Source organism: Drouetiella sp., from assembly GCF_059504425.1.
Window position 1 is genome coordinate 78,095 of the sequence record NZ_JCACIN010000073.1, and the last position, 25,193, is coordinate 103,287.

Consider the following 25,193-nt stretch of genomic DNA (forward strand, 5'->3'; position numbering starts at 1 on the left):
AGCGCTGGATCTTTATTTCATTATGGTATGGCTGTAATCATGGAGCTTAGGACATTTTTGAGGGCGCGCTCTGCGCGCCCTCAAAAATGTCCCGGTCTTAACCGCTGCGACTACAGCCACAGTGCGATTACTTTTCTAAAAAAGCGGGAAGTGGGTAAAACACTGAAGCAAAGAGAGGAAGCGATCGCTTCCTCTCTTTAAAGACTCCTTCTCTCTAAAAAACAGGCGATTTGAATTGTGGCTACACTACCTCTATCTGGCAATCATCCCCAATCATGAACCGAAACGCTTTGGGTCGTCTGGGTGCTTCTTTGAGATAGGCACGCTGTCCAATGACGCTATCCACAATCCGCTTATGAATGCCTTCGACTTTAGCGCCCTTCAAAATTACGCTATGTTCTAAATCTGTTTCAATCAGAGTTACTTCGTCGGCAACGCTGCTGTAAGGTCCAATGAAACAGTTTTCTAGATAGCAGTTTTTGCCGATCGTTACAGGACCTCGAATCGTGCAGTTCAAGACTTTGGAACCTTCACCGATTTGCACTCGCCCGATAATCTGGCTGTCGGCATCAACATCGCCCTGAATAGAAGACTCTAGGCAGGTGTCCAGAATTACCCGATTGGCTTCCAACAGATCATCTTTCTTTCCGGTGTCTAGCCACCAGCCGCGAATCTGGCGGGCTTCCACAGGTTTTTGCCAATCGATCAGCGTTTGGATGGCATCTGTGATTTCTAGCTCACCTCTGGCAGAGGGCTGAATAGCGGCGATCGCATCATGAATTACGGGCGTAAAGATATAGATACCGACCAACGCCAGGTTAGAGGGCGGATCTTTAGGTTTTTCCACAAGCTGGAGCAGTTTGCCATTTTCATCCACTTTGGCAACCCCAAAAGCGCTGGGATTGGGCACGGGACAGAGCAAGGTAAGGGCATCAAGGCTGCGGGTAGAAAACTGTTCTAGAAACAGCGCCAGTTCACTTTGCACCAAGTTATCGCCTAGATACATCACAAAAGATGAATCTTCTAAGAATGGCTGTGCTACTTTGACGGCATGAGCCAGACCCGCAGGCTTTTCTTGAAGAATGTAGGTGATATTCGCGCCAAATTGACTGCCATCTCCCGTTTTTGCCTGTACCTCTTCACCCGTTTCGGGGCTAATAATGATGCCAATATCGGTAATTCCGGCTTCCACGATCGATTCGATACCATACCAAAGAATCGGCTTGTTAGCGACCGGAACAAGCTGCTTTGCGCCAGTATGGGTCAACGGGCGGAGACGAGTTCCCTTACCGCCAGAGAGGATGATTGCTTTCATAAGTAGGTCAATGAATAAAGTTCAGTGAGCATTTGACGGAGGCTCTGTCGCCATTGGGGCGGAGAGGTCTGCAAGATCGCAGATATTTTCTGGCAGGCTAGTGCCGAATAGGCTGGGCGCTGAGTCGGGGTGGGATATTCGGCAGTGGTGATAGGCACCACGCGTTCTAGCTTCAGCGGAAAGCCGATCGCCTCAGCTTCTTCAAAGATGGCAACCGCAAAGTCATACCAGCTTGTAATGCCGCTGTTCGTAAAGTGATAAATGCCGCTGGGGGCAGCAGCGTCTAGAAAATGCGGTGAGAGAGCGGCGATCGCTTTAGCAATTTCAGTTGACCAGGTCGGTGTGCCCACCTGATCGGCAACCACCCGCACTTCTGGGCGATCGGCTCCAAGCCGCAGCATGGTTTTGGCAAAGTTGCCCTTGCCTTGAGAGCCGTAGACCCAGGCGGTGCGCAGAATCGCATAGCGGAAATTAGGAGAGCGATCGCCCACCTGCCGAATGCCCTCCTCGCCCAACAGCTTGGACTTGCCGTAAGCGCCGATTGGATTAGGGGTATCCAATTCGGTGTAAGGCGTGTTTTTGCGACCGTCGAACACGTAGTCTGTAGAAATATGGATGAGGCTAGCGCCAAGCTGTTGAGCTGTTTCCGCCATAACGGTGGGCGCTGCGGCGTTGATCGATTTTGCCAAATCCATCTCTGATTCGGCTTTGTCTACTGCCGTGTAGGCAGCAGCATTCACAATCAGGTCAGGCTGGGCGGTTTGAATCACCTGGCGAATGCGATCGCTTTGAGTTAGATCTAGGTCATCACGGGTGACGCTGATCACTTTGCCTAGGGGCATCAGCGATGTTTGCAGCTCTTGCCCAACTTGCCCTCCTCCGCCTATTAATAAGATGCGCCTCATGCTTATTCCCTCCCCTATTCACAAATCATTTAGTAAGCCCTAAATCTGATATTTCTTGGAGTGTAGAAATCTTGAAGTGTAGAAATCTTGAAGTGTAGAAAACCATGCCGTCTAGAGTTCTCGACTTAGCACTTCATTTTTCTAAACATCTTTCTAAACGTCGCCATGTTCGTCCTGGGAGGGTTTCGCGCTAACCCGGTAAGCGGATTACTCAAAAATGTCAGCTGTTTTCAAGGGTTGACCTGCCTGATCTTTAGCCGTTAGCACAGGTTCAGCGTCAAGTGGCCAGGCGATCGCCAATTCTGGATCATTCCATAGCAGGCACCGTTCATGGGCGGGGGCGTAATAATCGGTTGTTTTGTACAACACCTCGGTGCGATCGTCCAGCGCCAGGAATCCGTGGGCAAACCCAGCTGGAACCCAGAGCTGACGTTTGTTTTCAGCACTTAGCTCATAGCCAACCCACTGTCCAAACGTAGGAGAACTTTTTCGTAAATCTACGGCGACATCAAAGATAGCCCCTGAAACCACGCGCACCAACTTGCCTTGCGGCTGCTGAATCTGATAGTGCAAACCCCGCAGCACATGGCGCGCTGAACAAGAGTGATTGTCTTGAACAAAACGAACGTCTAGCTCTGTTTTATCCCTAAAGAGTTGCTCATTGAAGCTTTCAAAAAAGAAACCTCGATGATCTGAAAAAACACGGGGTTCAATGATTAAAACTTCAGAAATCTCAGTTGGGGTAATATTCATCGCAATCCTCTATTTGATAGCAAACGAACCAACAAGATAGGTCATTCTAAACTCATCGGGCTGTCAGATAGACAAGTCATCAAACTCAGACGAGTCCCAGACATCCTAGCTAATCTCTTAGACACAATACCTAGATAAGGACAAAGCTTTTATTTAGCCTTCACATTTATTCCAGTATTGTTAGGGAGGCTGTAAAGACCCCAATTAGAGTTTTGGAGCATCTACGGGATCACGATCGGTGCGAACCCACTTTGTTTGGGGACGAACCAGAAATGCGAAATAGAGCGGAATTTTCCACAGCACATACAGCGGAACTGCGAGCAAGGTTTGAATAGGCAACTCGGCGCGACCAAACTTTGCCCAGGCAACCAAAATTGCCGTCAGTAGCAAGATGCCTTCGCCCCCTAGAGCTAGCGCTGGGAGCCAGGTGATTCCTACGAAACCCACTAGCGCAGTTAGGCAAGCGGTTGCAAGCCAGAACATGACTAAGAGCGAAAGCGGCGGCACCGATAGATCAAGGGCGATCGCCAACACATCCAGCCGCCTTTGCTGAAGCGCGAGTTTAACTAAGCGGGGCACTTGAGTGAGCAACGTTTGGAGATGCCCATGCTCCCAGCGAGTTCTCTGGCTGGTGGCGGCTTTGTTTTGCTGAGGCAGCAGCCCTGTGACTTGTGCCTCTCCACAAAAGAGAGGTGGGGTGCCCGCGATCGCCAAATCAATTCCAAGCTGCATATCTTCAACAATGTTGCTGCTTGCCAGCTTCACGTCGCGCAGCAGCGCCCAGGGAAACGCCATGCCTGTCCCTGTCAGCAAGCAGGGGAAACCCAGACGATCGAGTCCTCTAGGACGCACTAGGTTTTTGACCCTGAAGGCAAACGCCGAAACTGCATCCTTGGGCTGAGGCTGTGCCGGGCGTTCCATCAGGTAAAGTGCCTGAACTGGGCGATTGGTTGCCATTGCCCAATCTGCGATCTTAGCCAAACTGCCGGGTTGCACTAGGCAGTCAGCATCGGCAATCGTCACGATATCTGGCGGATCGGCAGCGAGATAATTGATGCCATAGTCCAGGGCATAGCCTTTGCCCCGGCGATCGCCATCCTGACGCTCAATGACGATCGCTCCGGTCGAACGGGCAATAGCTGCCGTTTCGTCTGTGCAGTTATCGGCAACAACGACAAGGCGATCGCGCTCTGTCAATTGCGCCATGAGTCCAGCCAAGACAGGCTGAATCCCGATCGCCTCGTTGTGGGCTGGAACCAAGATAGCGGTTCTGGGGCGGGAGATGGGACTAACCGTTTGGCGACGGCTAGGGAGCAGAGCCGCAAGGCATTCTACAAGCAAGACAGCAATTGGGATCAGTAGAAGCAGGGCGATCGCCAGCAGCACGATCTGAGTTAGCAGAACTCCAGATGAATGGATTGACAAAACCTGATTCCTCGCTCAATTGGGGTCAGCAGCGATATTCACTAACGTTCCCACTGGACATGCAGTTATGCAAGCTAGAGTTATGCAACTAAATTGTCCTGTGCTAGAGATTCGATCGGCTAGATGTTGGGCAGCTGATGGGACGAATCTTCACAGAGTAGCCCAGAGCTTTGTAAAGATTTAGCCATTCAAAAGAAATAGCCATAATAATTAGCAGATCGCAAATGCTCGTTGATTCTCTAAAGAGTTGATTTTCAAAGGCGCTTCGCGCCTTTGAAAATCAACTCTTTGGGTTTTTGGGTTGCGATCTACTAACAATAAAAGACCTGGCAGCCCCCTGCCAGGTCAATCAATGAACGTCACTTATCTTCACTAATGTACGGTGAGCTGGCCCTAACAGACTTCACCTAACTAGCTCACCAGGTCGGTTCACCTGATAGAGTGAGCCTAAACGGGTAGCGCTCTCTAGACTCACCGGATTGGGCAAGCGAATTACTCAACTCCCTCAATCCGGTCTTCCACCTCTTGATAGAGTTCGCGTAGCTTGTCTAGGTTCTCTTCACTGGTCTCCCAATAGCCACGACCATTTACCTCTAGCAGCGTCGTCACGATTTTGCGGAACGAGTGAGGGTTGAGGTTCATGAGGCGATCGCGCATGGCTTCGTCTTGAATGAAGGTGCTGTTGGCATCTTCGTAGATCCAGTTATCCACCGCGCCCGCCGTTGCCGACCAGCCCATTGTGTTAACCAGACGCTTTGAGAGTTCGCGCACGCCTTCGTAGCCGTGGGACAGCATCCCCTCGTACCATTTAGGGTTGAGCATCTTGGTACGGGCATCCAGCCGCACGGTTTCAGAGAGCGATCGCACCTGAGCATTTGCCGTCGTGGTGTCGGCGATGAAAGAAGCCGGGGTTTTGCCGTCGCCACGTAGCTTAGAAACGACTTTGGTAGGGTCAGAATCAAAGTAGTGGGAGACATCTGTGAGGGAAATCTCGGAGGAGTCAAGATTCTGGAAGGTCACTTCCACGGTTTTTAACGCCGACTCAAAGATATCCCGCGACTGATCCATCATGCCGGGATTGTCAGAGTTAAACGAAAACGACTTCCGCGCCAGGAACATGTCCTGAAGCTCTGCCTCGCTTTCCCAGGTGCTGTTTTCCACCGCCAGGTTGACGTTGGAGGAGTAGGAGCCAGAGGCGTTAGAAAAGACGCGAGTGGCAGCCTGACGCAGATTGACTCCCATTTCTTCAGCTTGCTTCAGGGCGTGCTTGCGGACAAAGTTCATTTCCAGTGGCTCATCGGCTTCGGCTGCCATTTTGACGGCGCGATCGAGCAGATTCATCTGGTTAATGAATAAGTCGCGGAACACGCCGGAGCAGTTGACCACCACATCCACGCGCGGACGACCCAGCTCTTCCAGGGGAATCAGCTCCACCTTGTTGACCCGACCCAGGGCATCGGCTACAGGACGCACGCCCACCAGCAGCATCACCTGCGCTAGAGATTCGCCGTAGGTCTTGATATTGTCTGTACCCCAGAGGACAAAGGCGATCGTCTCAGGATATTGCCCGTTGTTCTCAGCACGCTGACGGGCAAGGAGGCGATCGACCACGATCTGAGCCGACTGGACAGCAGCCGTTGTGGGAATCGACTGCGGATCGAGGGCATGAATATTCTTGCCAGTGGGCAGCACATCCGGGTTGCGAATCGGATCGCCGCCGGGTCCTGGCAGGATGTATTCGCCCTCCAGGGCTTTGATCATGGCGCCTAGCTCGTTATCTGCCGTCACCTGCTTGAGGCAAAACTCCAGATATTCAAACAGCGGCTTAATGGCTTCGGCATCCACCTTGGGATAGCCCGATTGGTGCAGTGCCTCGATCCAAGGTTCTTTTCTGCCCAGATTGAAGAAATTCAGCTTGGTGACTTTGGAAACGCGACCTTCCGCATCTACCTGTTCTTTCACCATTGCCGCAACCGCAGTTCTCACAGCTTCGTTAATGTCAAACAATAGCTGCACGTCTTCCAGGACACCGCGATCGCTGCTCTTGTACAACTCATCCATGTCACGCCCCAAGCTGTTGGCAATAATCCGGGGGAGGCTAAGCAGATTGTCTTCAGGACGATCGAGGGCAGAAATATTAACCAGGGTGGCGATCGCCTCTTCTGCCGTGGGAGCCTTGCCAATGATGTGTAGACCACAGGGCAGCAGCCGCGACTCAATTTCCATCAGCTTAATGTAAACCTTGCCCACCAGCGCATCGCGCTCCTCGGCAGGCAGCTCTACACCGTCCTCCGGCATATCGATATCTTTGTCAAGATTCACCAAACGGCACTTATCGACAATGGCGTTGATGATGGGCATAGCACGTCCAGAGTCCTTCAGGGTTTGGTAGGAGGCGATCAATTCGCTTAGCTCCTTCAAGCCCTTGTAGAGTCCGGCATTTTCTGCGGGAGGAGTCAGGTAGCTGATGGTTTCGGCATAGCTGCGGCGTTTGGCGATCGTCGCTTCCGAAGGATTGTTTGCCGCGTAGTAGTAGAGGTTGGGGATCTTGCCGATCAGGCTGTCTGGATAGCACTCCACCGACATACCCATCTGCTTTCCGGGCATAAATTCTAGCGAACCGTGGGTGCCGAAGTGCAGCACGGCATCGGCTTGCCAGACATGCTCTAGATAAGTGTAGTAGGCGGCAAAGCCGTGATGGGGACTTGCCGATCGGGAGAACAGCAGCCGCATTGGGTCGCCTTCATAGCCGAAAGTGGGCTGAATGCCGATGAAGACATTGCCAAAGTGCTTGCCGAACACCAGCAGATTTTGTCCGTCCGTATTCAGATGCCCCGGAGCCGCGCCCCAGGATTCCTCTAGCCGCTTGTAGTAGGGCGTGAGGCTCTCGTATTCCGGTACAGACATGCGATAGGCAATGTTGAGTTCAGGGCTGTTGTATTGCGCCTGAGCGTCGTGAATCACCTCCTGCATCAGTGCCTCTGCCGATTCGGGCAAGTCCTGAATGTCGTAGCCGTTTTGCTTCAGGGCGTGAATCACCTGATAAATAGAGCCAAACACATCTAGGTAAGCCGCCGTCCCCACATTGCCCTTATCCGGCGGGAAGCTGAAGACCGTGATGGCAACCTTTTTATGCAGCTTTGGCTTACGGCGCAGATTTGCCCACTTCATCGCCCGCTGTGCGATCGCCTCTACCCGGTCTTGCAGGGCGATCGCCTTGCCCGTTGCCCCATCTCGACCCGACATGACGATCGGCTCGATCGCCCCATCCAGCTCAGGGATGGCAATTTGCAGCGCCACCTGAATTGGGTGCAGCCCCAGATCGCTGTCCTGCCATTCCTCAGTGGTTTGAAACACTAAAGGCAGCGCCACCATGTAGGGACGGTTGAGACGCTGAAGCGAAGCGATCGCCTTGGGATGATCTTGCCGAGCCGGACCGCCCACCAGCGCAAAGCCTGTGAGGGAGACAACGACATCGACGATCGTTTGCTCTTTATGGATTGGGTCATAGAAATAAACATCGACAGGTTTGGAGAAATCCAAGCCACCTGCGAATACTGGAATGACCCTTGCGCCCATGCATTCCAGCTCCTGCACCATTGCCACGTAATGCGCATCATCGCTTGTGACTAGGTGCGTTCGTTGCAGCACCAATCCCACAGTGGGCGCTAGCGGATCTTTCAAGCTCTCAGGAATATCCTTGCGTGAGGCGTGCCAGTTGAGGTACTCCTTCAAATCCTCAAACATCTGTGGCGCGAGGGGATGCCAGATGCCCATGTCGGGATAGGTGACGGGATCGCAGAACTGCAAAGCCTCATTACCCTTGGAGCCATCTGCCTTGACATTGTTGATAATGTACTTCCCCGCCAGCATCAGCAGAAAGTTCTCCAGGTTCTCAGCCGAGCCACCCAGCCAATACTGGAAGCTGAGCATGAAGTTGCGGGCATCCTGCGCCTTGTCGATCGGCAAAAACTTCAGCACCTTTGGCAGGGTTTGCAGCAGCTTCAACATGCCGTCTTGGAACGAAGAGCCAGATTTCTCTTTGCGCTTCCGCATGAACTGAGCGATCGCCCCCTTCGACTGCCCCAACTGCGCCATGGAGAAGGTGCCCATTTTGTTGAGGCGCATCACCTGCGGCATTGAGGGAAAGACTACCGACACGTCTAAGCGATCGCGGTGCGGTTCGACAGCAGCAACAACCTTATCAGCGAGTTCTTCAATAAAGATCAGAGAGGCGATAAATACATTGGCTTCGGCGACATCTCGTTTGAAGGCTTCGTAATTTTCTGAACTACGCAACTCTTCCAGGAGATAGCCGCTGATTTCGATCGCTAGAGCGGGATTATTTTGGTTAATCGATCGGACTGCCGCAGAAAGAGTGCTTTGGTACTGCGGCTCAAGCACGACATAGACCACCTTGACCAGCGATCGCCCGTTGATATGATCGGGTGCGATATGTCTGACTGTGGGCTTGACGTGGGTAAACATGCGGTTCTGCTCCTCAGGATTAAGGCATCTAGACGGGGTAAAGAACTCGCAAAAGCAAATTAAAGCTTTGAAGCTTAGCCATTAATCAGCTTTTGTTATCTAATTCTTCACATATTGTTTGTAGCAGAAAACCTATGCCCAGTGAGCATTGAGGCGAATATCTGACACAATTTGATAAAAATAATGAGATATTTGTTTACACTTATTCACAACTTTGTGAGTAAGCACTCAGAATATTTCGTCATTTTGCAACAAAAAATTAACAATTCCTAGCAAAGACTAGGATGTTTTTGTCTGAATTCATGGAGAGGTCAAGAGTCAGGATTTGGAAGAAAAGTACCCTGGCTCCTGACCTCCAGCTGCTCAACAGCTCCTCCAACCCTGTGGAGAATATCTAAGGGTCATCAAATATCTGCTGCAAAAGCCCGCACCAAGGGCTTCCACAACTCAAAATTTCAAGCTCAAAATCCCATCAGCCCTATAGATGCCTACTGTTACCCTCTAGCTACCTACTGTTAGCAGAGGACGAAACCCATGCTTGATCGAAACTTGACCAATCAAATCCATTTTTTCTAGCGTAATTTGATTCCGACCCCAGGAAAAATTGGTGTAAAGCTTCTCAAATTCCAACAGCATGGATTCTGCGAAACAAGCAAAGAGTTGCCGTGCTGGGACATCCATGTTGACGATGCTCATAATCTTCCAGTCAATGTCGAGGGAATGCTCAACAATGCCGCCGTTCAAAATATGCACCCCTGGCTGCTGAATCTGCTTTGCCATATTTTTGGGATAGCCACCATCAATCATCAGACAAGGCTGCTTGAGCTTTTGATAATCGATTTCTACGCCCTTAGGCATACTGGCAACCCAGACCACAATATCTGCCTGGGGTAGAGCTTCCTCTAGGGGCAGAATTTTGCCTCTACCTAGCTCCTCTTGCAGGAGCTGAAGGCGATCGGGATTACGAGCCACCAGCAGCAAATCAGCCACATCGGCACGAGAGTTGAGCCAGCGACAGACAGCGCTGCCGATGTCACCCGTCGCCCCACACACAGCAACCGTGGCCTTGGAGAGATCAATGCCAACTTGCTGAGAAGCCTGTTCGACCTGACGACAGATGATATAGGCCGTGTGGGTATTCCCAGTAGTGAAGCGATCGAACTCTAGCTTGATGTTACGCACCTGCTGAATTTGATTCAGGTTGAAATTCTCAAAAATAATGGATGAAAATCCGCCTAGAGCCGTGATGTTAATACCATTTTTCTGGGCATGAGCCATCGCGTTGATGATTTTTCGCGTGGCGGCTTTGATGCGTCGAGCTGCCAGCATTTCTGGCAGAAAGCAAGACTCTACGTATCGTCCTTCAATCTGCTGCCCTGTAGCACTTGTCACCTTGATGGTGTCAACAATTTGGGGCGGGGCGCTACACCAAAAATCAAGCCCCTGATCTGCGTATTCGGGATAGCCAAGTTCTTTTGCAACAGATTGAGCGTGTTCTAAACTCGTGAGATGACCAATTAAACCAAACATGGACAGCCTGTATAAGCCTGCTAAGTCGAGTAGCGATGAAGTGGAGCCAGCCCACATCATGCGCCCTTTAATGAATGGTACACAAAATTAGTCTCCAAAGTTTGCGCCTTTAGGAGACTTCTCGACAGTATCTGAGGATATTTACGAGAATTTCAACACTGTAGTTTCAAGATTCCTTTATTTCAAGCCTCTTGGGGAAATGGGACAGCAGCGGAGCAGCGGCTAAAAGAGTCCGAGTATAAGAATGTTGCGGACGGGTGAAGATTTCCTCCGTATTTCCTAGCTCTACAATTTTGCCGCTTTGCATAACCGCGATGCGATCGCACAAAAATCTTGCCACTCCCAAATCATGGGTAATGAACAAATAAGTTAGCTCAAACTCCTGCTTCAGTTCCAGCATTAAGTCCAATACCTGTGCTTGAACGCTGGCATCCAGCATACTGACGGGCTCATCGCAGATCAGCAGCTTGGGTCGCGTAATTAGGGCACGGGCGATCGCCACTCGCTGCTGCTGTCCGCCAGAAAGTTCTTTGGGATAGCGATCGTAAAAATCTTCGGCGGGAGTCAGCCCTACGCGCTCTAGCATCTGCTTTGCTTGGACTTTTGCCTCTGCGGCATCGGCAAGATGGTGAATCAGTAGCGGATCGGCAACGCTTTTACCCACCGTCATCAGCGGATTAAGGCAGGCGTGAGGATCTTGAAACACCATCTGCATCTGCCGCCTCTGTTGCCGCAGGGCTTGAAACGATAGGCAAGTTAGGTCTTGCCCCAAAAACTCGACTTTGCCTGAAGTGGGGCGAATCAGATGTAGCAAAGTCCGAGATAGGGTGCTTTTGCCGCAGCCCGATTCTCCCACTAGCCCAAGAATTTCCCCAGGGTAGAGATCAAGCGTGATGCCATCCACGGCTTTGATTGTGCGATCGCTCTGCTTTGCTCCTGGTGACAGTAGCCTTGCTGCAAAGTTTTGTTCCAGCGTGTAGTGCTGATAGAGGTTTTGAATACTGAGCAGCGGAATTTTGTCTCTCTCCAAAGCGGCTCTCTCAATTGCTCGCTCTACTTTAAGCTGTCCCCCACCCGACTGAAGATGCAGCGCCGACTTTAGCAGAGATTTTGTATAGTCATGCTGCGGCTGGGTGAAGACCGTTTGAGTTTCGCCTGTTTCTACGACCTTGCCGCCATACATGACGGCAATCCGATCGCAGTATTCTCCCACCATTGCTAGATCGTGGGAAATCAGCAGCAAGCCCATCTGTCGCTCTTGGCAAAGGCGGGTTAGCTCCTGCAAGATTTGGGCTGAAACGGTGACATCCAGACTTGTCGTCGGCTCATCGGCAACAATCAGCTGAGGATTGAGCAACAGCGCCAAGGCGATCGCTACCCGCTGCCGCATACCACCGCTAAACTCATGGGGAAATTGCGACCAGCGGCTTGCCGGAATTTTGACTGCCTCCAAGGTGGCGATCGCCCGATCTTTTGCCTGCTGACGAGACTGAGGCTCGTGGGCACGGAGAGTCTCGACGCAATGTTCACCGATTGTCATTAGCGGGTCGAGGCGGGTCATGGGATCTTGAAAAATCAGCGCCACTGCCTCGCCCCGAAACCGCCGGAGCTGCTCCGCAGAAAAATCAAAGACCGACTCGCCATTAAACCAGACTTTTCCCTCAATCTGAGTGGAGGCAGACATCAGGCGCATGGCGGCCCGTCCCAAAGTCGATTTGCCACAGCCCGATTCGCCCACTAAACCCAACCGTTCTCCTGCCGCCAGATCGATCGACACATCATCTACTGCCCAGGCTGTAGGGGCGATCGCCGTCCCGTTTACCCCCCTATCCCCTTGGTGCGGATAGGCGACTCGTAAATTTTCGATCCGAAAGAGAGGCTGAGTCATCAATTTAGCCGAGTCATCAATTTGTTAGTTAAGGATGTTAGTTAAGGCTCAGATCTCGTCTCGATTGAAGACAAGACCCATCTGTTCTTTAAGATACGATCGCGCCGCTCTGGCAAACGCGTCCCGCTGGTCAAAGCGATCGGTGCGCTTCGGCTTGCGCTCCTGATCCAACATCCAGCCGTAGTCGCTGCTGAGTCTCAGCTTGTCCTGCCAATCTGAAACCGAGAGAATCAGCTGAGGGGCAGGGCTATTGTCATAATCCTGCACTTTAAACACGTAATTGAAGGTATTCTGCTTCCCTGGCGCGACAGTAGAGGGTTGTCCCAGCTTTTCCTGAAGGTGCGATCGCGCTTTCTCCACCAACTCTGAATCGAGCGTCTCATCTAGCGTTTTGACCGCCAACGTCAGCGCAAAATAAAATTCTTCAACCGGAACAAACTCTAGTCGCATAGCTGTTTGAGTATCATGGCTATCTACAGAACCGTCTACAAAACCCATTCTTCGCACAGATGAGTGTATCACTGGGAGAGGGAAGCATGGGAGTAGGGGGACTCAATAGAATAGTTTTTTGTTGGGTAGGCTTCGCCTACCCAACAAAAAATCATCCCGCCTTGAGGGCTACCGGAGTAGGAAGTGCGGGAGTCGCAGGTAAGGAGCGTCGCCAATTTGGGATTACTGAAATTGGCACACCTTTGAACCGCCGATTTTTCTATCATGACCTACAGCGTCAGAATCTCTGACATTCCCACCACCGATCGACCCCGCGAACGCTTAATTACCCATGGCTCCAAGGTCTTGGCAACTTCAGAGCTGATTGCAATTTTGCTGGGTACGGGGCAGGGAGCTGGAAAACTCTCAGCGATCGGGCTGGGGCAGCATATTTTGAACGTTTTGAGCGCTCATCAGCGTGATCCCCTGGCAGCTTTACGAGACATTAGCATTCCAGAGTTAACCGAGATTCACGGCGTTGGCAACGCGAAAGCTACGACTATTTTGGCGGCGATCGAGTTAGGCAAGCGTGTGCTATGTTCTCGTCCGCTCGATCGCACCATTGTCGATGACCCTGCCATAGCGGCTGCCGCATTCAGCCATGATCTGATGTGGCAACCCAACGAGCGTTTTGCAGTCTTGCTGCTAGATGTCAAGCATCGGCTGATGGGAACTGAGGTTCTCAGTATGGGCACTGCTACAGAGACGATCGCTCACCCTAGAGATATTTTCAGAGCCGCCGTACGGCACGGAGCTGTTCGAGTCATCGTGGCACATAATCATCCGTCAGGCAATTTGGAAGCCAGCGCCGAAGACATGGCTCTCACTCGTCAACTGCTAGAGGGGGGACGATTGTTAGGCATTCCTGTCTTAGACCACTTAATTCTGGGCAACGGAGGACATCTGAGCTTGCGTCAAACCACGGGTCTGTGGCAAGAACATCCCCAAGGCGATTAAGTGTCCTAAGGCGACTAAGTGCCCCAACCCAATAGCGCAAGACTTAAAAGTAGGTTGCATTCTACCTTACCCTGCCCTATACTTAAACCTCGGATAATAGTTATGCGGCTACGAAACGTCCAGCCAGGAGGAATTTATTCCTGATTCACTTCCCCTAACCGTTAGTTTAAGAGGCACACGCGAAGTTAGAGATAACTGTCAGCTCTTCCGCCTCGCAGGCTTGCTAGATGCATTTTCTGAGCCTACATTTCGTAAGGTTCTAGAAAAGCATATTGAAGAAGGACCTAAGAATTTAATTCTTGATCTTTCCCAAATTGATTTTGTAGATAGCTCCGGACTAGGCGCTTTGGTTCAGCTTGTTAAGAAGGTGCAAGGCGCGGCAGGTTCTTTACAAATTGTAACCAATCCTCGTGTGACTCAGACAGTCAAACTTGTGCGTTTGGACAAGTTTCTATCGCTTCAAGAATCGGTGACGGTTGCCCTAGAAAACCTCAAAAAAGTCTGAATAACTTGGCTAGTTTGACTCGCACTGAACTGCCTTAGCAGGTTGATCCTTAAAAGATGAATTTTCAGGAGGAAGGCGACTTCGGAGCTTCAAGAGATGAGCTTCTGTCCGGTTCGAATAGGAGCGCAGAAGCTAATTCGTCATCCGAAGATTTCTTAGGAGGGTCTGATGGTGTGTTGCGCCAGATTTCACCCGCATCCCTAGCGTACTTAGGAGATGCCGTATATGAGCTGCACATCAGACGACACCATCTACTCCCGCCCAAGCGAATACAGCTTTATCACGACCAGGTCGTTGCTGAGGTTCGAGCTGAGGCGCAGGCAGGTTATCTAAATTCGCTACAACCTCGCCTAACGGACTCTGAAAAGGAGGTTCTTAAGCGAGGTCGTAATGCGTCGCCGAGAGGGCCAAAGCGTCTAGATCCGCAGATTTATCAGCAGGCGACAAGTTTGGAGACATTGCTGGGATATTTATACTTAACCGACTCAGACAGATTGACTGAGCTTCTTCAACATATTTCGGGCAAGCAAACCATTGTTAATTGATTTTTCTAGGGAAGCCGGAAATAATTTACGTTAGAGCTGAACCGGCGATCGCCCATTCAGCCTGTTTTACATACCAAGCTGATAAGATAAATTCTTTAGGGTTCAGTGCGGCAGCAAAACTGCTGTTCTTCATAAGTTTTAAGTTTCAGCTGTATTCCACCTTCAATGCACGAGTCTTCTTGTCGCTTCTAATACCAGGTTGACTCAAAGCAATGGTCGGTCTGACTGGTGATACTCAACTGAATAGAATTACAGTCGCTTATTAGGATTCAGCCTCTAGAAGCTTTTAGGCTGTGATGAAATGGTGAGAGCGATATAGATAGGAATTAGACCAAGTTTTTAGACTACGGTTGATCGAGTTTTTAGCATCAAATTCAGGAGAAAGACATCATGGCGGGTAAACCTAGAAATTCTAATGCGTCTGGGCGATCGCACAGCGCACCTAAAAGAGTCAGTCGTCCTGCTAAGGGTTCGACTAAATTTGAGGGGAACCGATCTGACTCTCAATCTGAGCGACCTGCCCGACCTCAGAGAAACGCTTTGAGCAAGCAGCGTTATGCTCCTAGAGATGGTTATACGCCTAGAGAAGATGGCTATAAGCCCAGAGAAGACGGCTATGGGTCAAGAGAAGATGAGGCTCAACCCAGACCTAGACGCTATGGGAATCAGGACAGTAATCAGTCGAAACCCATTAGGGTAAAGCGCTACAGCAATTCTGAGGGCAACCGAGAAAGTAGCGATCAGCCGACGCGCGATCGCTACAGTTCAGACCAGCCCACAAGAGGCAAACGCTATAGCAGTCGTGAGGAACAGCCATCGCGTCATCGTCAGGATTCGACAGACCAGCCCAAGTTAAAGCAGCGTCGCGGCGATCGCCCCTTCTCCAGATCAGCCCGTCCTGATGGCAATAGTGCTAACGCTGAAGGCTTTCCCGCTAGGCGCAGCGCTTTTTCGGGTAGATCTACTTCGGACAGATTCGCCCCTGATAGACCTGCCTCTGATCGATTTTCTGCTCACAGACCTGCTTCTGATCGATCCCCGGTCTCAGGCTCGCGCGATCGTTTCAACAGCTCAAGTTTGTCTCAAGATATTGAACAAACTACCGTTGATGCGGATACCGAGACCGATTTGATCTACGGTCGGCACAGTGTTTTAGCGGCGTTAGAGGGCAAGCGGTACCTTAACCGCATCTGGATTTTGTCGAAGTTGCGCTATGATCCCCGTTTCCATCAGCTCTTGTCGCAGGCTAAAGCAGATGGCACGGTAATTGATGAAGTAGATTACCGTCGCTTAGAGCAAATGACTCAAGGTGCAAGCCATCAAGGCATTGTGGCGCAGGTTGCTCCCTATGCATACCTTGAGCTAGGCGAACTGATTGCACAAGCCAAAGCCGCAAGCGATCGTCCAGTTTTGATTGTTGCCGATGGGATTACTGATCCCCATAACTTAGGGGCAATTATTCGTACCGCAGAAGCATTGGGCGCACAGGGGATCGTGATCCCACAGCGTCGTGCTGTAGGAGTAACCTCTGCCGTTGCTAAGGTTGCAGCGGGTGCGCTAGAAACTTTTCCAGTGGCAAGGGTCATCAATCTCAGCAGAGCATTAGAGGAGCTGAAGAGCGCCAACTTCTGGATTTATGGTGCGGCTGCAAATGCCAGTCAGCCTGCCGATACAGTCGAGTTTAGCGGAGCAACGGTCTTAGTTGTTGGCTCTGAAGGAGAAGGGCTGAGCCTTTTGACTCAGCGCAGTTGTGATGTTTTAGTTTCTATTCCACTTCAAGGAAATACTCCAAGCCTCAATGCATCAGTTGCGACTGGCATGGTGCTCTATGAAGTGTATCGGCAGCGTCGTGGTCAAGCTCATCATCTAGGAAGTCGCCCCAAAGAAGCTTTGCAAAAATCGGCACAAAACGGTATAACCGAAGTGTAAAAACAGAAGTTTTTTCTCAAAATTTCAGCTTTCTCGAAGGATTGCTTCGCGTATTTGCGGATGACCTTGGCAGGTGAATAAGAATCTATGAAAGAACTTTGGATCGATCTACTTGTTTCCTGGGGTCTAGCTTGGTGGGTAGAGATTTCGACGAAATCGCCGGACTGTGCCTACTACTTTGGCCCTTTCGCAAACGCGAGAGATGCAAAAGCTAACGAATCTGGATATGTTGAGGATTTGGAACGAGAAGGCGCTAGAGGTATAGCAGCCGTTGTAAAACGTTGTAAGCCCGATAAGCTAACAGTCTTTGATGAATCTGCTGAATTAAGATTTAGTCAGCTCACCACTGCTCCCAGCTTGAGTAAGTGATCTGAGGAGTATGGATTTAACAATATGTAATCCTTGGGGTAGGGGCTTAGCCAAGCCCTTACCCAGGTCAGTTGTACAGGTTATTTAATCCACGATCCTAAGTTATTTTTGTGAACCGTTCGTCAGCTGAAGTAAGTTCTGGCACTGCTGATCAGGGAACTCGCCTAGAGTTTTTCAGTTAAGCCAACTTTTTCCAGCCAACGATCAATGTCTTGAAGAACTTTCCCGCTGATTTCCCAGGGGAAAAGATGAGCCGTGTTGGCATAGCAACGCATTTCGCATGCGTGTAGATGTTGAGCAGTCTCGCGGCTTGATTGTGCTGTGATGTGCCGATCGCTCTCTCCTGCCAGCATTAGAGCAGGGCACTTGATCAGGGCAAGATCAGGAAGGCGATCGTAGCGAGTTCTTTGTGCCTGGGCATTCCAAAGCGCTTTGTGAGCCAACTGAGAGGTTTGTAAATAGGCTGAAACGCCTTCTTTTGCCAAATGTTGGTAAACGCTGGTGGTATGCTGCTGCACTAGGTAACGGTAGAGCGATCGCTTGCCAAACATGTCTATATTCCACTGCCAGGCAGGCTTGAGTAAGTTCAATACAGAGGCGATTCCGGTATACAGGTTATCCTGCCAGTTTACAGGCGGATGGCTGCCTTGGGGTCGAGCCGCCGTGGCCACTAGAATGAGTCCACTGACGCGATCGGGCATTCTTAGCGCTAGCTCGATCGCCAATATCCCGCCCAGCGACCAACCCAAAATTATGAACTGATCGAGCTGAAGGCGATCGACTAATGCCTCTAGATCAGTCAAGTGATCTTCCATCTCAAACGCTTGGCGAGTCTGACTTTTGCCATAGCCACGTAGGTCAGGCGTAAGGGTACGGAACTGATGAGGGCGATCGGCACTGCTTAAGTGATCGGTAAACACACTCATAGACTGTGCCGATCCCGGATGCCCATGCAAACACAAAATAGGGTACCCTCGCCCCTTCGCCTGTACAGTTAGCGGGAAAGCCTGAGACTCTGGCATGGGATTTTCGAGCTTTTACAATCTAAAGATTCATTCGCTTATCATAACGAACCCATTGATAGACTAGGTTTAGAGCCTTTGCGTTTATGAGGTCGTGCAGATGGTAGCCCAACCGCAAGTCCCGCCTGAAAAAGTTCAGCCTGAAAAAGTCCAGCCAGCCCAGGAAACTGTATATCCCGACTGTGACGGGAACCCCATGTCAGACAATACAAAGCAGTTTCGCTGGATTGTGACAATTCAACAGAACTTAGAGTGGCTATTTGCCCATGATCCCAATATTTTTGTTGCGGGCGATCTGCTGTGGTATCCGGTTCAAGGTGAACCCAAGATTCGCACTGCGCCTGATGTGATGGTTGCCTTGGGCAGACCCAAGGGCGATCGCGGCTCCTACAAGCAATGGGAAGAGAACGGAATTACACCGCAGGTTGTGTTTGAGATACTCTCTCCAGGCAACACCCAGACGGAGATGAACAAAAAGCTGGTGTTCTACGATCGCTACGGAGTCGAAGAATACTACCTTTACGATCCAGATGATCATGACTTGAGTGGCTGGCTTCAGGTCGATCAAAAGCTAGACGTGATTGATCCGATGCACAATTGGGTCAGCCCTAGATTAGGTATTCGATTTGAATGGTCTGAGACTGAGCTGCAAATCTTTCGCCCTGATGGAAAAAGGTTTTTGAGCTATGTGGAAATTGCTGAGCAAGCGGGGCAGGCGGAGCTACGAGCAGATCAGGCGGAGCTACGAGCAGATCAGGCGGAGCTACGAGCAGATCAGGCGGAGCTACGAGCAGAACAATTGGCAGAGAGGCTGCGAGCTGCTGGAATTGATCCAGATACGCTGTAACGGACGGCAGCAGTTGACCTCTGACAAAAGCCAGTTAAATGCAACCCCATTGCCAGAAGGCCTTATACTGCTAGATTGTTTGTGATTTAAGTTGTTTGTAATTGCTTAATCTAGAGGTTTTCCCATGGCATCCATCCGCGAGTTGCATCAACAGCTGATCTGTAAGGAAAGATCCGCTGTTGAGATTGCTCAAGCCGCACTCGATCGCATTCAGGCTCTAGAGCCAAGAATTCGCAGTTTTCTGCATATCACTGCCGATCGCGCCTTAGAGCAAGCCCAGCAGGTGGATGCCCAACTTGCCTCAGGGCAGGAAATTGGTTTGCTTGCCGGAATCCCGATCGGCATTAAAGATAATATGTGCACCAAAGGCATTCCAACGACCTGTGGCTCCCGCATTCTGCAAAACTTTGTGCCGCCTTATGAGTCTACGGTCACTGAGAAACTGGCAATAGCAGGTGCCGTGATGGTGGGCAAAACTAACCTGGATGAGTTTGCCATGGGCAGCTCCACCGAAAATTCAGCCTATCAGGTCACCGCCAATCCTTGGGATCTAGAGCGTGTGCCGGGTGGGTCGTCGGGCGGCTCAGCGGCGGCGGTAGCGGCAGCGGAATGTACAGTGGCTTTGGGATCAGACACAGGCGGCTCGATTCGTCAGCCAGCGGCTCTGTGCGGCGTTGTCGGCATGAAGCCCACTTACGGACTGGTATCTCGCTACGGATTGGTTGCCTATGCTTCATCGCTTGACCAAATTGGCCCCTTTGGGCGATCGGTTGAAGATGCGGCAATTCTGCTGGAGGCGATCGCGGGCTATGATCCCAAGGACTCTACTAGCCTCAAGGTTGAGATTCCCAACTATACAAGCCTTCTAAAGCCTGACTTGAAGCAGTCCAAAGGCAAATTTCGCGTTGGCGTGATCAAAGAAACCTTTGGCGAAGGGTTGGATGCTGTGGTTGAAGAGTCAGTCATGGCAGCCGTCGAGCAATTTAAAGCTCTAGGTGCCGAAATTCAAGAAATTTCCTGTCCGCAGTTTCGCTACGGATTGCCTACCTACTACATCATTGCGCCCTCGGAAGCCTCAGCCAATTTAGCCCGCTATGATGGCGTGAAATTTGGCTATCGCAGTGAGTCGCCCGATAACCTAATGACGATGTATACCCAGACCCGTGCTCAGGGCTTTGGAGCTGAGGTGAAGCGCCGGATTATGATTGGCACCTATACTCTTTCAGCAGGCTATTACGATGCCTACTACCTGAAAGCCCAAAAGGTGAGGACGTTAATCAAGCAAGATTTTGAACGGGCTTTTGCAGAGGTTGATGTTTTAATTTCGCCTACATCGCCCACGACGGCATTCAAGGCAGGTGAGAAAACTGACGATCCGCTCAGCATGTATCTGTCTGACTTGATGACGATTCCGGTAAATTTGGCAGGATTGCCCGGTCTGAGCTTGCCCTGCGGCTTTGATGCCCAAGGATTGCCGATCGGTCTGCAAATTATTGGAAACGTTCTGCGAGAGGATCTGGTGCTTCAGGCAGCCTACGCCTATGAGCAATCGATGGATTGGCACAAGCGCAGCCCACAGCTTTAGGGTGGCAGAGAACGGGGCTAGAGATTTATGCGAGAAGTATGAACTTACTGAGCTTACCCATAGATTTCAGCACCAGTTCTCAAAGTTTCTAAGGAGGCTTCGTAAAAGTAGCGACGGTTGAAGTTCTCTTCTTGCAGAGCGATCGCAAACTGTACTTCCTGCTCTACTTTAGAGTTCGCCGCACTTTCCAGGGGCTGCGCTAATTCTTGCCATGCGTCTTGCCGCTTCATGCTCAAGTTCTCATCCTCGGCAACTACAAAACCCAGTCTAGAAAGACCTTGCAAGCCAATTCGCAAAGTGCGATCGCCCACTCCCAATTTCTCGCAGAGTTGAGCTTGAGACGTAGTTTGACCTGTGCGGCTCAGATACTTAGCAACCCCCACAAGATTCTGCCAGACTTCAGTTGGGGATTTCTCAGAGGGGGGATCGTAAGCGATCGCCAGCTTTCTCTGCGATTGTCTCGCTCGATTCATCCATCCATGCAGTTCTGCCCAGCTGCTTGGGCACTGGGTCAAACGCAAGATGTCAGCCTCACTGCTCCTAGCTTCTGTCTGTCGCCAGTCCAAAAGCCAATCCCCTGAAGGTTTTGGCTGCATTGTCTGTTGCGATCGCACTGCCACTAATCGAACTTCATAATGCATCTGACGCTTTGCATCCTGATAGCTATTGAAATCTAGCTCAACGATCGCATCACACCGCCCGCTAGGAATTTCGTCTTTGTAGTGACCCCACCAAATGCCTGGAAAGCCGCGATCGCTCGACTCATCCCAAATCTCAAACTCTGTTTTGATATACCCATCCGGATCGCCTAGTGCAGCTTTGATTTTGCGATGCCAGAGTCGCGTAAACCAGCAGTTGTGAATCAGCAGCCTCGGCATCGGATTGCCCATACCGCAGGGTTCTAAAAGACTCAGCTCAGCAAATAGGGCTTTGCCCTCCTCCTGGATTAGATCTGCTACCGTGACAGTTAGGTCAGCCTGAAGGGTTGTGGACGCGATCGCCGCCTGCTGACGCAACTGCCGATTCAAGGCTTCAGCAAACAGAGGAATATTTTTGACGGGCAGGCTCAATCCTGCGGCAAAAGGATGTCCGCCAAAGCTGTGCAAAAGATGAGCTTGCTGCTGGACAAGTTGATACAGATCGATTTGATGAGTCGATCGGGCAGAACCCCTAGCCAGATGCACTTTACCCTCGCTTTCTTCATCTTCACGCCCTTCATCCTCACTTTCTTCGACGCTCAGCCTCTCTTCAAAACTCAGCAAAATGGTGGGGCGACCATACTCTTGGGCAACTTGCCCTGCCACCAATCCCAAGACTCCGATCGCCCACTGAGAATCCGCCAGAACGATCGCGTGAGTCGTCGATAAATCCAGATGCGCCAGCCTTGCCTTCACCTGTCGTAAGAGATCACGCTGCAAAATCTTACGACGGGCGTTAGCTAGCTCCGTGTCTGTCGCGAGATGATAGCAGCGGCTTTTATCCCGGCTCGTCAGCAGCTCCACACAAAATCGGGCATCTCCCTGAATGCGGCTAATGGCGTTAATGCGCGGACCCAAGCCAAAAGAGATATCCGTAGGGCGATCGCCACTCTTGCGGCACAGCTCCAGCAGTCTAGCTACCCCCGGACGAGGCGCAGCATCCCCTCGATTCTTCTGAAGCTGAGCAATGCCGAGCTGTGCCAAATAGCGGCAGTCTCCTTTGAGCTGAACCAGATCAGCAATTAGCCCGATCGCCACCAAATCCAGCAAATGCTCCAAAGGACGCTCTGGCACATCTGGCAGAGTTTGGTACAGCGCCTCAACCAGCTTAAAAGCCACCGCCACACCAGACAAATGAAACAAAGGGTGTTCTGAAGGTAGGTAGCGCGGATTCACAATTGCCGCGACAGGAGGACGATCGATCGCCAACGTGTGGTGATCCGTAACAATCACATCCATCCCCAAACCCTGAGCATAGAGAATTTCAGCAGTGCTGGTACTACCCGTATCGCAAGTAATGATCAGGCTACACCCCCAGTCAGCAAGAGCATCCAGACCCGCGATCGACAACCCATGCGACTCCGTCAAACGATTAGGAATGTAGTGACTAAGCTGCTCTAGCGGAAAAAACTGCCCCAAACCTTCCCATAGCACCGCTGTTGCCGTAATCCCATCCGCATCGAAATCTCCCCAAACAGCGACCTTTTCGCCCTGCCGACGCGCCAGTACCAGACGATCGATTGCCATCACCATTTCCTGTCCAAAGGCAAACGGACTGGTAGGCTGATACTCCGCAGGATTCACAAAGCCCTTAAGCTGATGGCGATCGCGTATACCTCTCTGCCAAAGCAACTGCGCCGCATATTGTCCTGAAGTCTGATCCGAAGCGCTGCCCAAATATTGACTCACCGATTCAACAAACCACTCCGGCAACGCCACACTAGGCAGAATCTCCCACTGGATCGGTTCAGTCATAAACAAGGCGTATACTACACTTCAATTGTAAGAATCAAGGGATGGATTCCCTCCCTCAAAGCCCTGACTCAATGAACCCCCTTGCCTCCCCTCAACGCAAAGCGACCTCTCCCGCTCAACCCCCATTTCGTGCCGAGGGGGTGTGGGGGACGTGCCCGTCCCCTGCCGGGGTGTGGGGGAGACTCCCAAGGCTGTTGGTTTTCCCAGACTTTTGCTAAGTCTCTTGCAAATTAGGTTTAGTGGGGACACAGCCCCCACTAAACCTAATCCCAAAACTTTAATCTGCAAGAAGTTAGCTTTCGTCAGGTGTAGCTTTAGGCTTCAAAATCTTAGCCGGAATGCCCACCGCCGTCTGCCCCGCAGGAATGTCGCACAGCACAACCGCATTTGCACCCACGCTGGCTCCATCTCCCAGCGTCACCTTACCCAAAATCTTAGCTCCCGCTCCAACGTTTACCCGATCGCCCAGCTTTGGCGCATCAAAAGGGCGATCGAGATAGCGATTCCCCAACGTCACGCCTTGCCGAATAATGCTGTCATCGCCAATTTCGCTGTAGCCGTGAATAATGATGCCGTTTTGATGCTCAATCACCACCCGCCGTCCCAGCTTGACGGTGTAAGGCAGATCAATACCATAGCCATTACGAACTTTACGATAGAGCGATTTATAGAGAAGGCTGAGGGGTACACGCAACAGCTTAGGCTGCACCTGCATTCGCCAAACGCCAAATCGATACACCGCAACTGCCCTAAATCCGGGCTTTGTCCAGTCGCGCCCATGAGCTTCCCAATCTTCTTGAATTTGCTGCCAGAGCGTTAATGCGGCTTCTTCTGAGGAAGATACTGCGTCTGGTAGAGGAGGCTGATCCGTCGCCAAAGCCTTGAGAATACTCAAATTTCTGCCCCCTTTACAATTACGCTATTGAGCAAAAAGTCGGTCAGCATTTGGGGGGGATCGGTATCAGGCTTTTGCTGTAGAGAGCGCCGCAATCGCCAAATCGCAAAGCTTAGCGACCAAGCGATTTCTGTCAGAATGGCATAAGCCCAGCCATAGTTTTTGACAAAAAATCGTCGCCGCGAGTCAAACCAGTAGGTGGGTCTGCGCTTGGGCTGGCGCTTGGTGTCGGTCACACCCGAACTCTGTCCCACAAAATGCACGACTCGACTAGCGGGTACGTACCAGCAAGGCCAACCTGCCCGATTTGCCGCCAGACAAAAATCCAGCTCCTCGAAATAGAGAAAATACTTCTCGTCCATCAACCCCGCAGCTTGAAACACCTCTCGCCGGACAATCATGCTGGCTCCTGCCACCCAATCCGTCTGGCAATTCACCTCAGACACAGGCGGTGCAACAACCCAACGAGAAAGTAGATTAGACACAAGCCCTAACCGCAATCCCTCATCTAACTCACTCCAAACAGATGGAAACCGGAAAGCCGATCGCTGAGGTGTGCCGTCCGGGTCTTCCAATCGACTTCCAGCAATACCCACGGTAGGGTTTGCATTCATGAAGTCCACCAAAGTCTGGATGGCATTGGGTCGGACGATCGTATCAGGATTGAGCAGTAAGACATAGGGTGGTGGGTTGAGGGATGCTAGAACAGGACGAATGGCAGCATTGTTGCCAGAAGCATAGCCTCCGTTCTTTTCCAGCGGCATGAAGGTTGCCCAACGGCCCCAGTTGTTAGCGGTGATCGCCCCCTGAATTTTTTCAACTGACCCATCGCCAGAAGCATTATCTACAACAGTGACATGCGTTCCCGCCAACGCCTGCACTTCATCTGTTAAAGAATGGAGGCAATCGATCGTCAATTCAGGCGTACGGTAGTTGAGTACAACGATCTCAAGATGGGCTGAAATGGGCTGAGTTTCGTCAGACATAAATCCTCTCTACCTGTTCAGAAGCTCAAGGGTCAGTAAAACATCAATATCAAAGATAAATGTCTACACCTCTGCTATCTAGACTAATCAGAATCTCAGAGAAAAATTATAAAAGCTTACTCAATAGACCGATCGCTTCTAAGAAGATTTGAAAAAGATCGAGTACAAAGTTTTCGCGAAGAAAGAGCTTGAACTTGATGAAAACACGGTGTTACAGGGCATTTTTGCCATAAATGCAAAAATTATGTGATAGCTTGAACGGATAATTTGGATGCAGGGCGCCGCAAAGTTGTCTTCAGCACCCTGT

19 protein-coding genes are annotated in these 25,193 nt (G+C 51.0%); 7 read left to right on the forward strand and 12 right to left on the reverse strand.

What is annotated here, in order from left to right; all coding sequences use genetic code 11:
• Positions 1-241 precede the first annotated feature (241 nt).
• From AC5JMP_RS17150 to AC5JMP_RS17185, 8 genes are all read right to left on the reverse strand, one after another.
• On the reverse strand, positions 242-1,315 hold the full coding sequence (locus tag AC5JMP_RS17150) for a glucose-1-phosphate thymidylyltransferase (RefSeq protein WP_495852701.1): 1,074 nt from the start codon (positions 1,313-1,315) through the stop codon (positions 242-244).
• A complete protein-coding gene (gene rfbD / locus AC5JMP_RS17155; protein WP_495852702.1) occupies positions 1,312-2,220 on the reverse strand; it encodes a dTDP-4-dehydrorhamnose reductase in 909 nt (302 codons plus the stop codon). Before rfbD ends, AC5JMP_RS17150 begins: the two co-directional genes overlap by 4 nt.
• A 207-nt stretch (positions 2,221-2,427) precedes the next feature.
• A complete protein-coding gene (gene rfbC, locus AC5JMP_RS17160; protein ID WP_495852703.1) occupies positions 2,428-2,973 on the reverse strand; it encodes a dTDP-4-dehydrorhamnose 3,5-epimerase in 546 nt (181 codons plus the stop codon).
• 204 nt (positions 2,974-3,177) lie between these two features.
• Positions 3,178-4,398, reverse strand: coding sequence for a glycosyltransferase family 2 protein (locus AC5JMP_RS17165; RefSeq protein ID WP_495852704.1), 1,221 nt, complete (start codon positions 4,396-4,398; stop codon positions 3,178-3,180).
• 492 nt (positions 4,399-4,890) lie between these two features.
• Complete coding sequence (locus AC5JMP_RS17170) at positions 4,891-8,886, reverse strand: magnesium chelatase subunit H (RefSeq protein WP_495852705.1); 3,996 nt, start codon at positions 8,884-8,886, stop codon at positions 4,891-4,893.
• Positions 8,887-9,387: 501 nt separating this feature from the next.
• On the reverse strand, positions 9,388-10,416 hold the full coding sequence (locus AC5JMP_RS17175; protein WP_495852706.1) for a long-chain acyl-[acyl-carrier-protein] reductase: 1,029 nt from the start codon (positions 10,414-10,416) through the stop codon (positions 9,388-9,390).
• Positions 10,417-10,582: 166 nt separating this feature from the next.
• Complete coding sequence (locus AC5JMP_RS17180) at positions 10,583-12,304, reverse strand: dipeptide ABC transporter ATP-binding protein (RefSeq protein ID WP_495852707.1); 1,722 nt, start codon at positions 12,302-12,304, stop codon at positions 10,583-10,585.
• A gap of 48 nt (positions 12,305-12,352) precedes the next feature.
• Positions 12,353-12,754, reverse strand: coding sequence for a hypothetical protein (locus tag AC5JMP_RS17185; RefSeq protein ID WP_495852786.1), 402 nt, complete (start codon positions 12,752-12,754; stop codon positions 12,353-12,355).
• 264 nt (positions 12,755-13,018) lie between these two features.
• On the opposite strand from AC5JMP_RS17185, the gene radC reads away from it, so the two are divergent.
• The 5 genes from radC (at position 13,019) to AC5JMP_RS17210 (ending at position 17,098) form a co-directional block, all read left to right on the forward strand.
• Positions 13,019-13,750, forward strand: coding sequence for a RadC family protein (radC, locus tag AC5JMP_RS17190; RefSeq protein WP_495852708.1), 732 nt, complete (start codon positions 13,019-13,021; stop codon positions 13,748-13,750).
• A gap of 136 nt (positions 13,751-13,886) precedes the next feature.
• The gene (locus AC5JMP_RS17195) at positions 13,887-14,255 is read left to right on the forward strand and encodes an STAS domain-containing protein (protein ID WP_495852787.1); all 369 of its coding nucleotides are present in this window, start codon (positions 13,887-13,889) and stop codon (positions 14,253-14,255) included.
• A gap of 56 nt (positions 14,256-14,311) precedes the next feature.
• A complete protein-coding gene (locus AC5JMP_RS17200; protein WP_495852709.1) occupies positions 14,312-14,800 on the forward strand; it encodes a Mini-ribonuclease 3 in 489 nt (162 codons plus the stop codon).
• A 690-nt stretch (positions 14,801-15,490) separates the two neighbouring features.
• On the forward strand, positions 15,491-16,729 hold the full coding sequence (gene rlmB, locus AC5JMP_RS17205; RefSeq protein WP_495852788.1) for a 23S rRNA (guanosine(2251)-2'-O)-methyltransferase RlmB: 1,239 nt from the start codon (positions 15,491-15,493) through the stop codon (positions 16,727-16,729).
• An 87-nt stretch (positions 16,730-16,816) separates the two neighbouring features.
• A complete protein-coding gene (locus AC5JMP_RS17210) occupies positions 16,817-17,098 on the forward strand; it encodes a DUF1816 domain-containing protein (RefSeq protein WP_495852710.1) in 282 nt (93 codons plus the stop codon).
• Between the two features lie 164 nt (positions 17,099-17,262).
• Here the strand turns inward: AC5JMP_RS17210 and AC5JMP_RS17215 are convergent, their stop codons facing one another.
• A complete protein-coding gene (locus tag AC5JMP_RS17215; protein WP_495852711.1) occupies positions 17,263-18,120 on the reverse strand; it encodes an alpha/beta fold hydrolase in 858 nt (285 codons plus the stop codon).
• Between the two features lie 100 nt (positions 18,121-18,220).
• Between AC5JMP_RS17215 and AC5JMP_RS17220 the strand changes: the two genes are divergently transcribed.
• Both AC5JMP_RS17220 and gatA read left to right on the forward strand, forming a co-directional pair.
• Positions 18,221-18,967, forward strand: a complete 747-nt coding sequence (locus AC5JMP_RS17220) for a Uma2 family endonuclease (RefSeq protein WP_495852712.1) — start codon at positions 18,221-18,223, stop codon at positions 18,965-18,967.
• A 124-nt stretch (positions 18,968-19,091) separates the two neighbouring features.
• Entirely contained in the window at positions 19,092-20,552 is a 1,461-nt protein-coding gene (gatA, locus tag AC5JMP_RS17225) for an Asp-tRNA(Asn)/Glu-tRNA(Gln) amidotransferase subunit GatA (protein WP_495852713.1), read from the forward strand.
• Positions 20,553-20,605: 53 nt separating this feature from the next.
• Here gatA and AC5JMP_RS17230 read toward each other — a convergent pair whose 3' ends face one another.
• The 3 genes from AC5JMP_RS17230 to AC5JMP_RS17240 form a co-directional block, all read right to left on the reverse strand.
• Entirely contained in the window at positions 20,606-23,005 is a 2,400-nt protein-coding gene (locus AC5JMP_RS17230; RefSeq protein WP_495852714.1) for a single-stranded-DNA-specific exonuclease RecJ, read from the reverse strand.
• Between the two features lie 292 nt (positions 23,006-23,297).
• Entirely contained in the window at positions 23,298-23,882 is a 585-nt protein-coding gene (locus AC5JMP_RS17235) for a serine O-acetyltransferase (RefSeq protein ID WP_495852789.1), read from the reverse strand.
• A 14-nt stretch (positions 23,883-23,896) separates the two neighbouring features.
• A complete protein-coding gene (locus tag AC5JMP_RS17240; protein ID WP_495852715.1) occupies positions 23,897-24,886 on the reverse strand; it encodes a glycosyltransferase family 2 protein in 990 nt (329 codons plus the stop codon).
• Positions 24,887-25,193 lie beyond the last annotated feature (307 nt).

Coding starts and splice junctions, on each gene's coding strand:
- AC5JMP_RS17150 (WP_495852701.1), bottom strand. CDS start 1,315: ATGAAAGCAATCATCCTCTCTGGCGGTAAGGGAACTCGTCTCCGCCCG.
- rfbD (WP_495852702.1), bottom strand. CDS start 2,220: ATGAGGCGCATCTTATTAATAGGCGGAGGAGGGCAAGTTGGGCAAGAG.
- rfbC (WP_495852703.1), bottom strand. CDS start 2,973: ATGAATATTACCCCAACTGAGATTTCTGAAGTTTTAATCATTGAACCC.
- AC5JMP_RS17170 (WP_495852705.1), bottom strand. CDS start 8,886: ATGTTTACCCACGTCAAGCCCACAGTCAGACATATCGCACCCGATCAT.
- AC5JMP_RS17175 (WP_495852706.1), bottom strand. CDS start 10,416: ATGTTTGGTTTAATTGGTCATCTCACGAGTTTAGAACACGCTCAATCT.
- AC5JMP_RS17180 (WP_495852707.1), bottom strand. CDS start 12,304: ATGACTCAGCCTCTCTTTCGGATCGAAAATTTACGAGTCGCCTATCCG.
- AC5JMP_RS17185 (WP_495852786.1), bottom strand. CDS start 12,754: ATGCGACTAGAGTTTGTTCCGGTTGAAGAATTTTATTTTGCGCTGACG.
- radC (WP_495852708.1), top strand. CDS start 13,019: ATGACCTACAGCGTCAGAATCTCTGACATTCCCACCACCGATCGACCC.
- AC5JMP_RS17200 (WP_495852709.1), top strand. CDS start 14,312: ATGAATTTTCAGGAGGAAGGCGACTTCGGAGCTTCAAGAGATGAGCTT.
- AC5JMP_RS17210 (WP_495852710.1), top strand. CDS start 16,817: ATGAAAGAACTTTGGATCGATCTACTTGTTTCCTGGGGTCTAGCTTGG.
- AC5JMP_RS17215 (WP_495852711.1), bottom strand. CDS start 18,120: ATGCCAGAGTCTCAGGCTTTCCCGCTAACTGTACAGGCGAAGGGGCGA.
- AC5JMP_RS17220 (WP_495852712.1), top strand. CDS start 18,221: ATGGTAGCCCAACCGCAAGTCCCGCCTGAAAAAGTTCAGCCTGAAAAA.
- gatA (WP_495852713.1), top strand. CDS start 19,092: ATGGCATCCATCCGCGAGTTGCATCAACAGCTGATCTGTAAGGAAAGA.
- AC5JMP_RS17230 (WP_495852714.1), bottom strand. CDS start 23,005: ATGACTGAACCGATCCAGTGGGAGATTCTGCCTAGTGTGGCGTTGCCG.
- AC5JMP_RS17240 (WP_495852715.1), bottom strand. CDS start 24,886: ATGTCTGACGAAACTCAGCCCATTTCAGCCCATCTTGAGATCGTTGTA.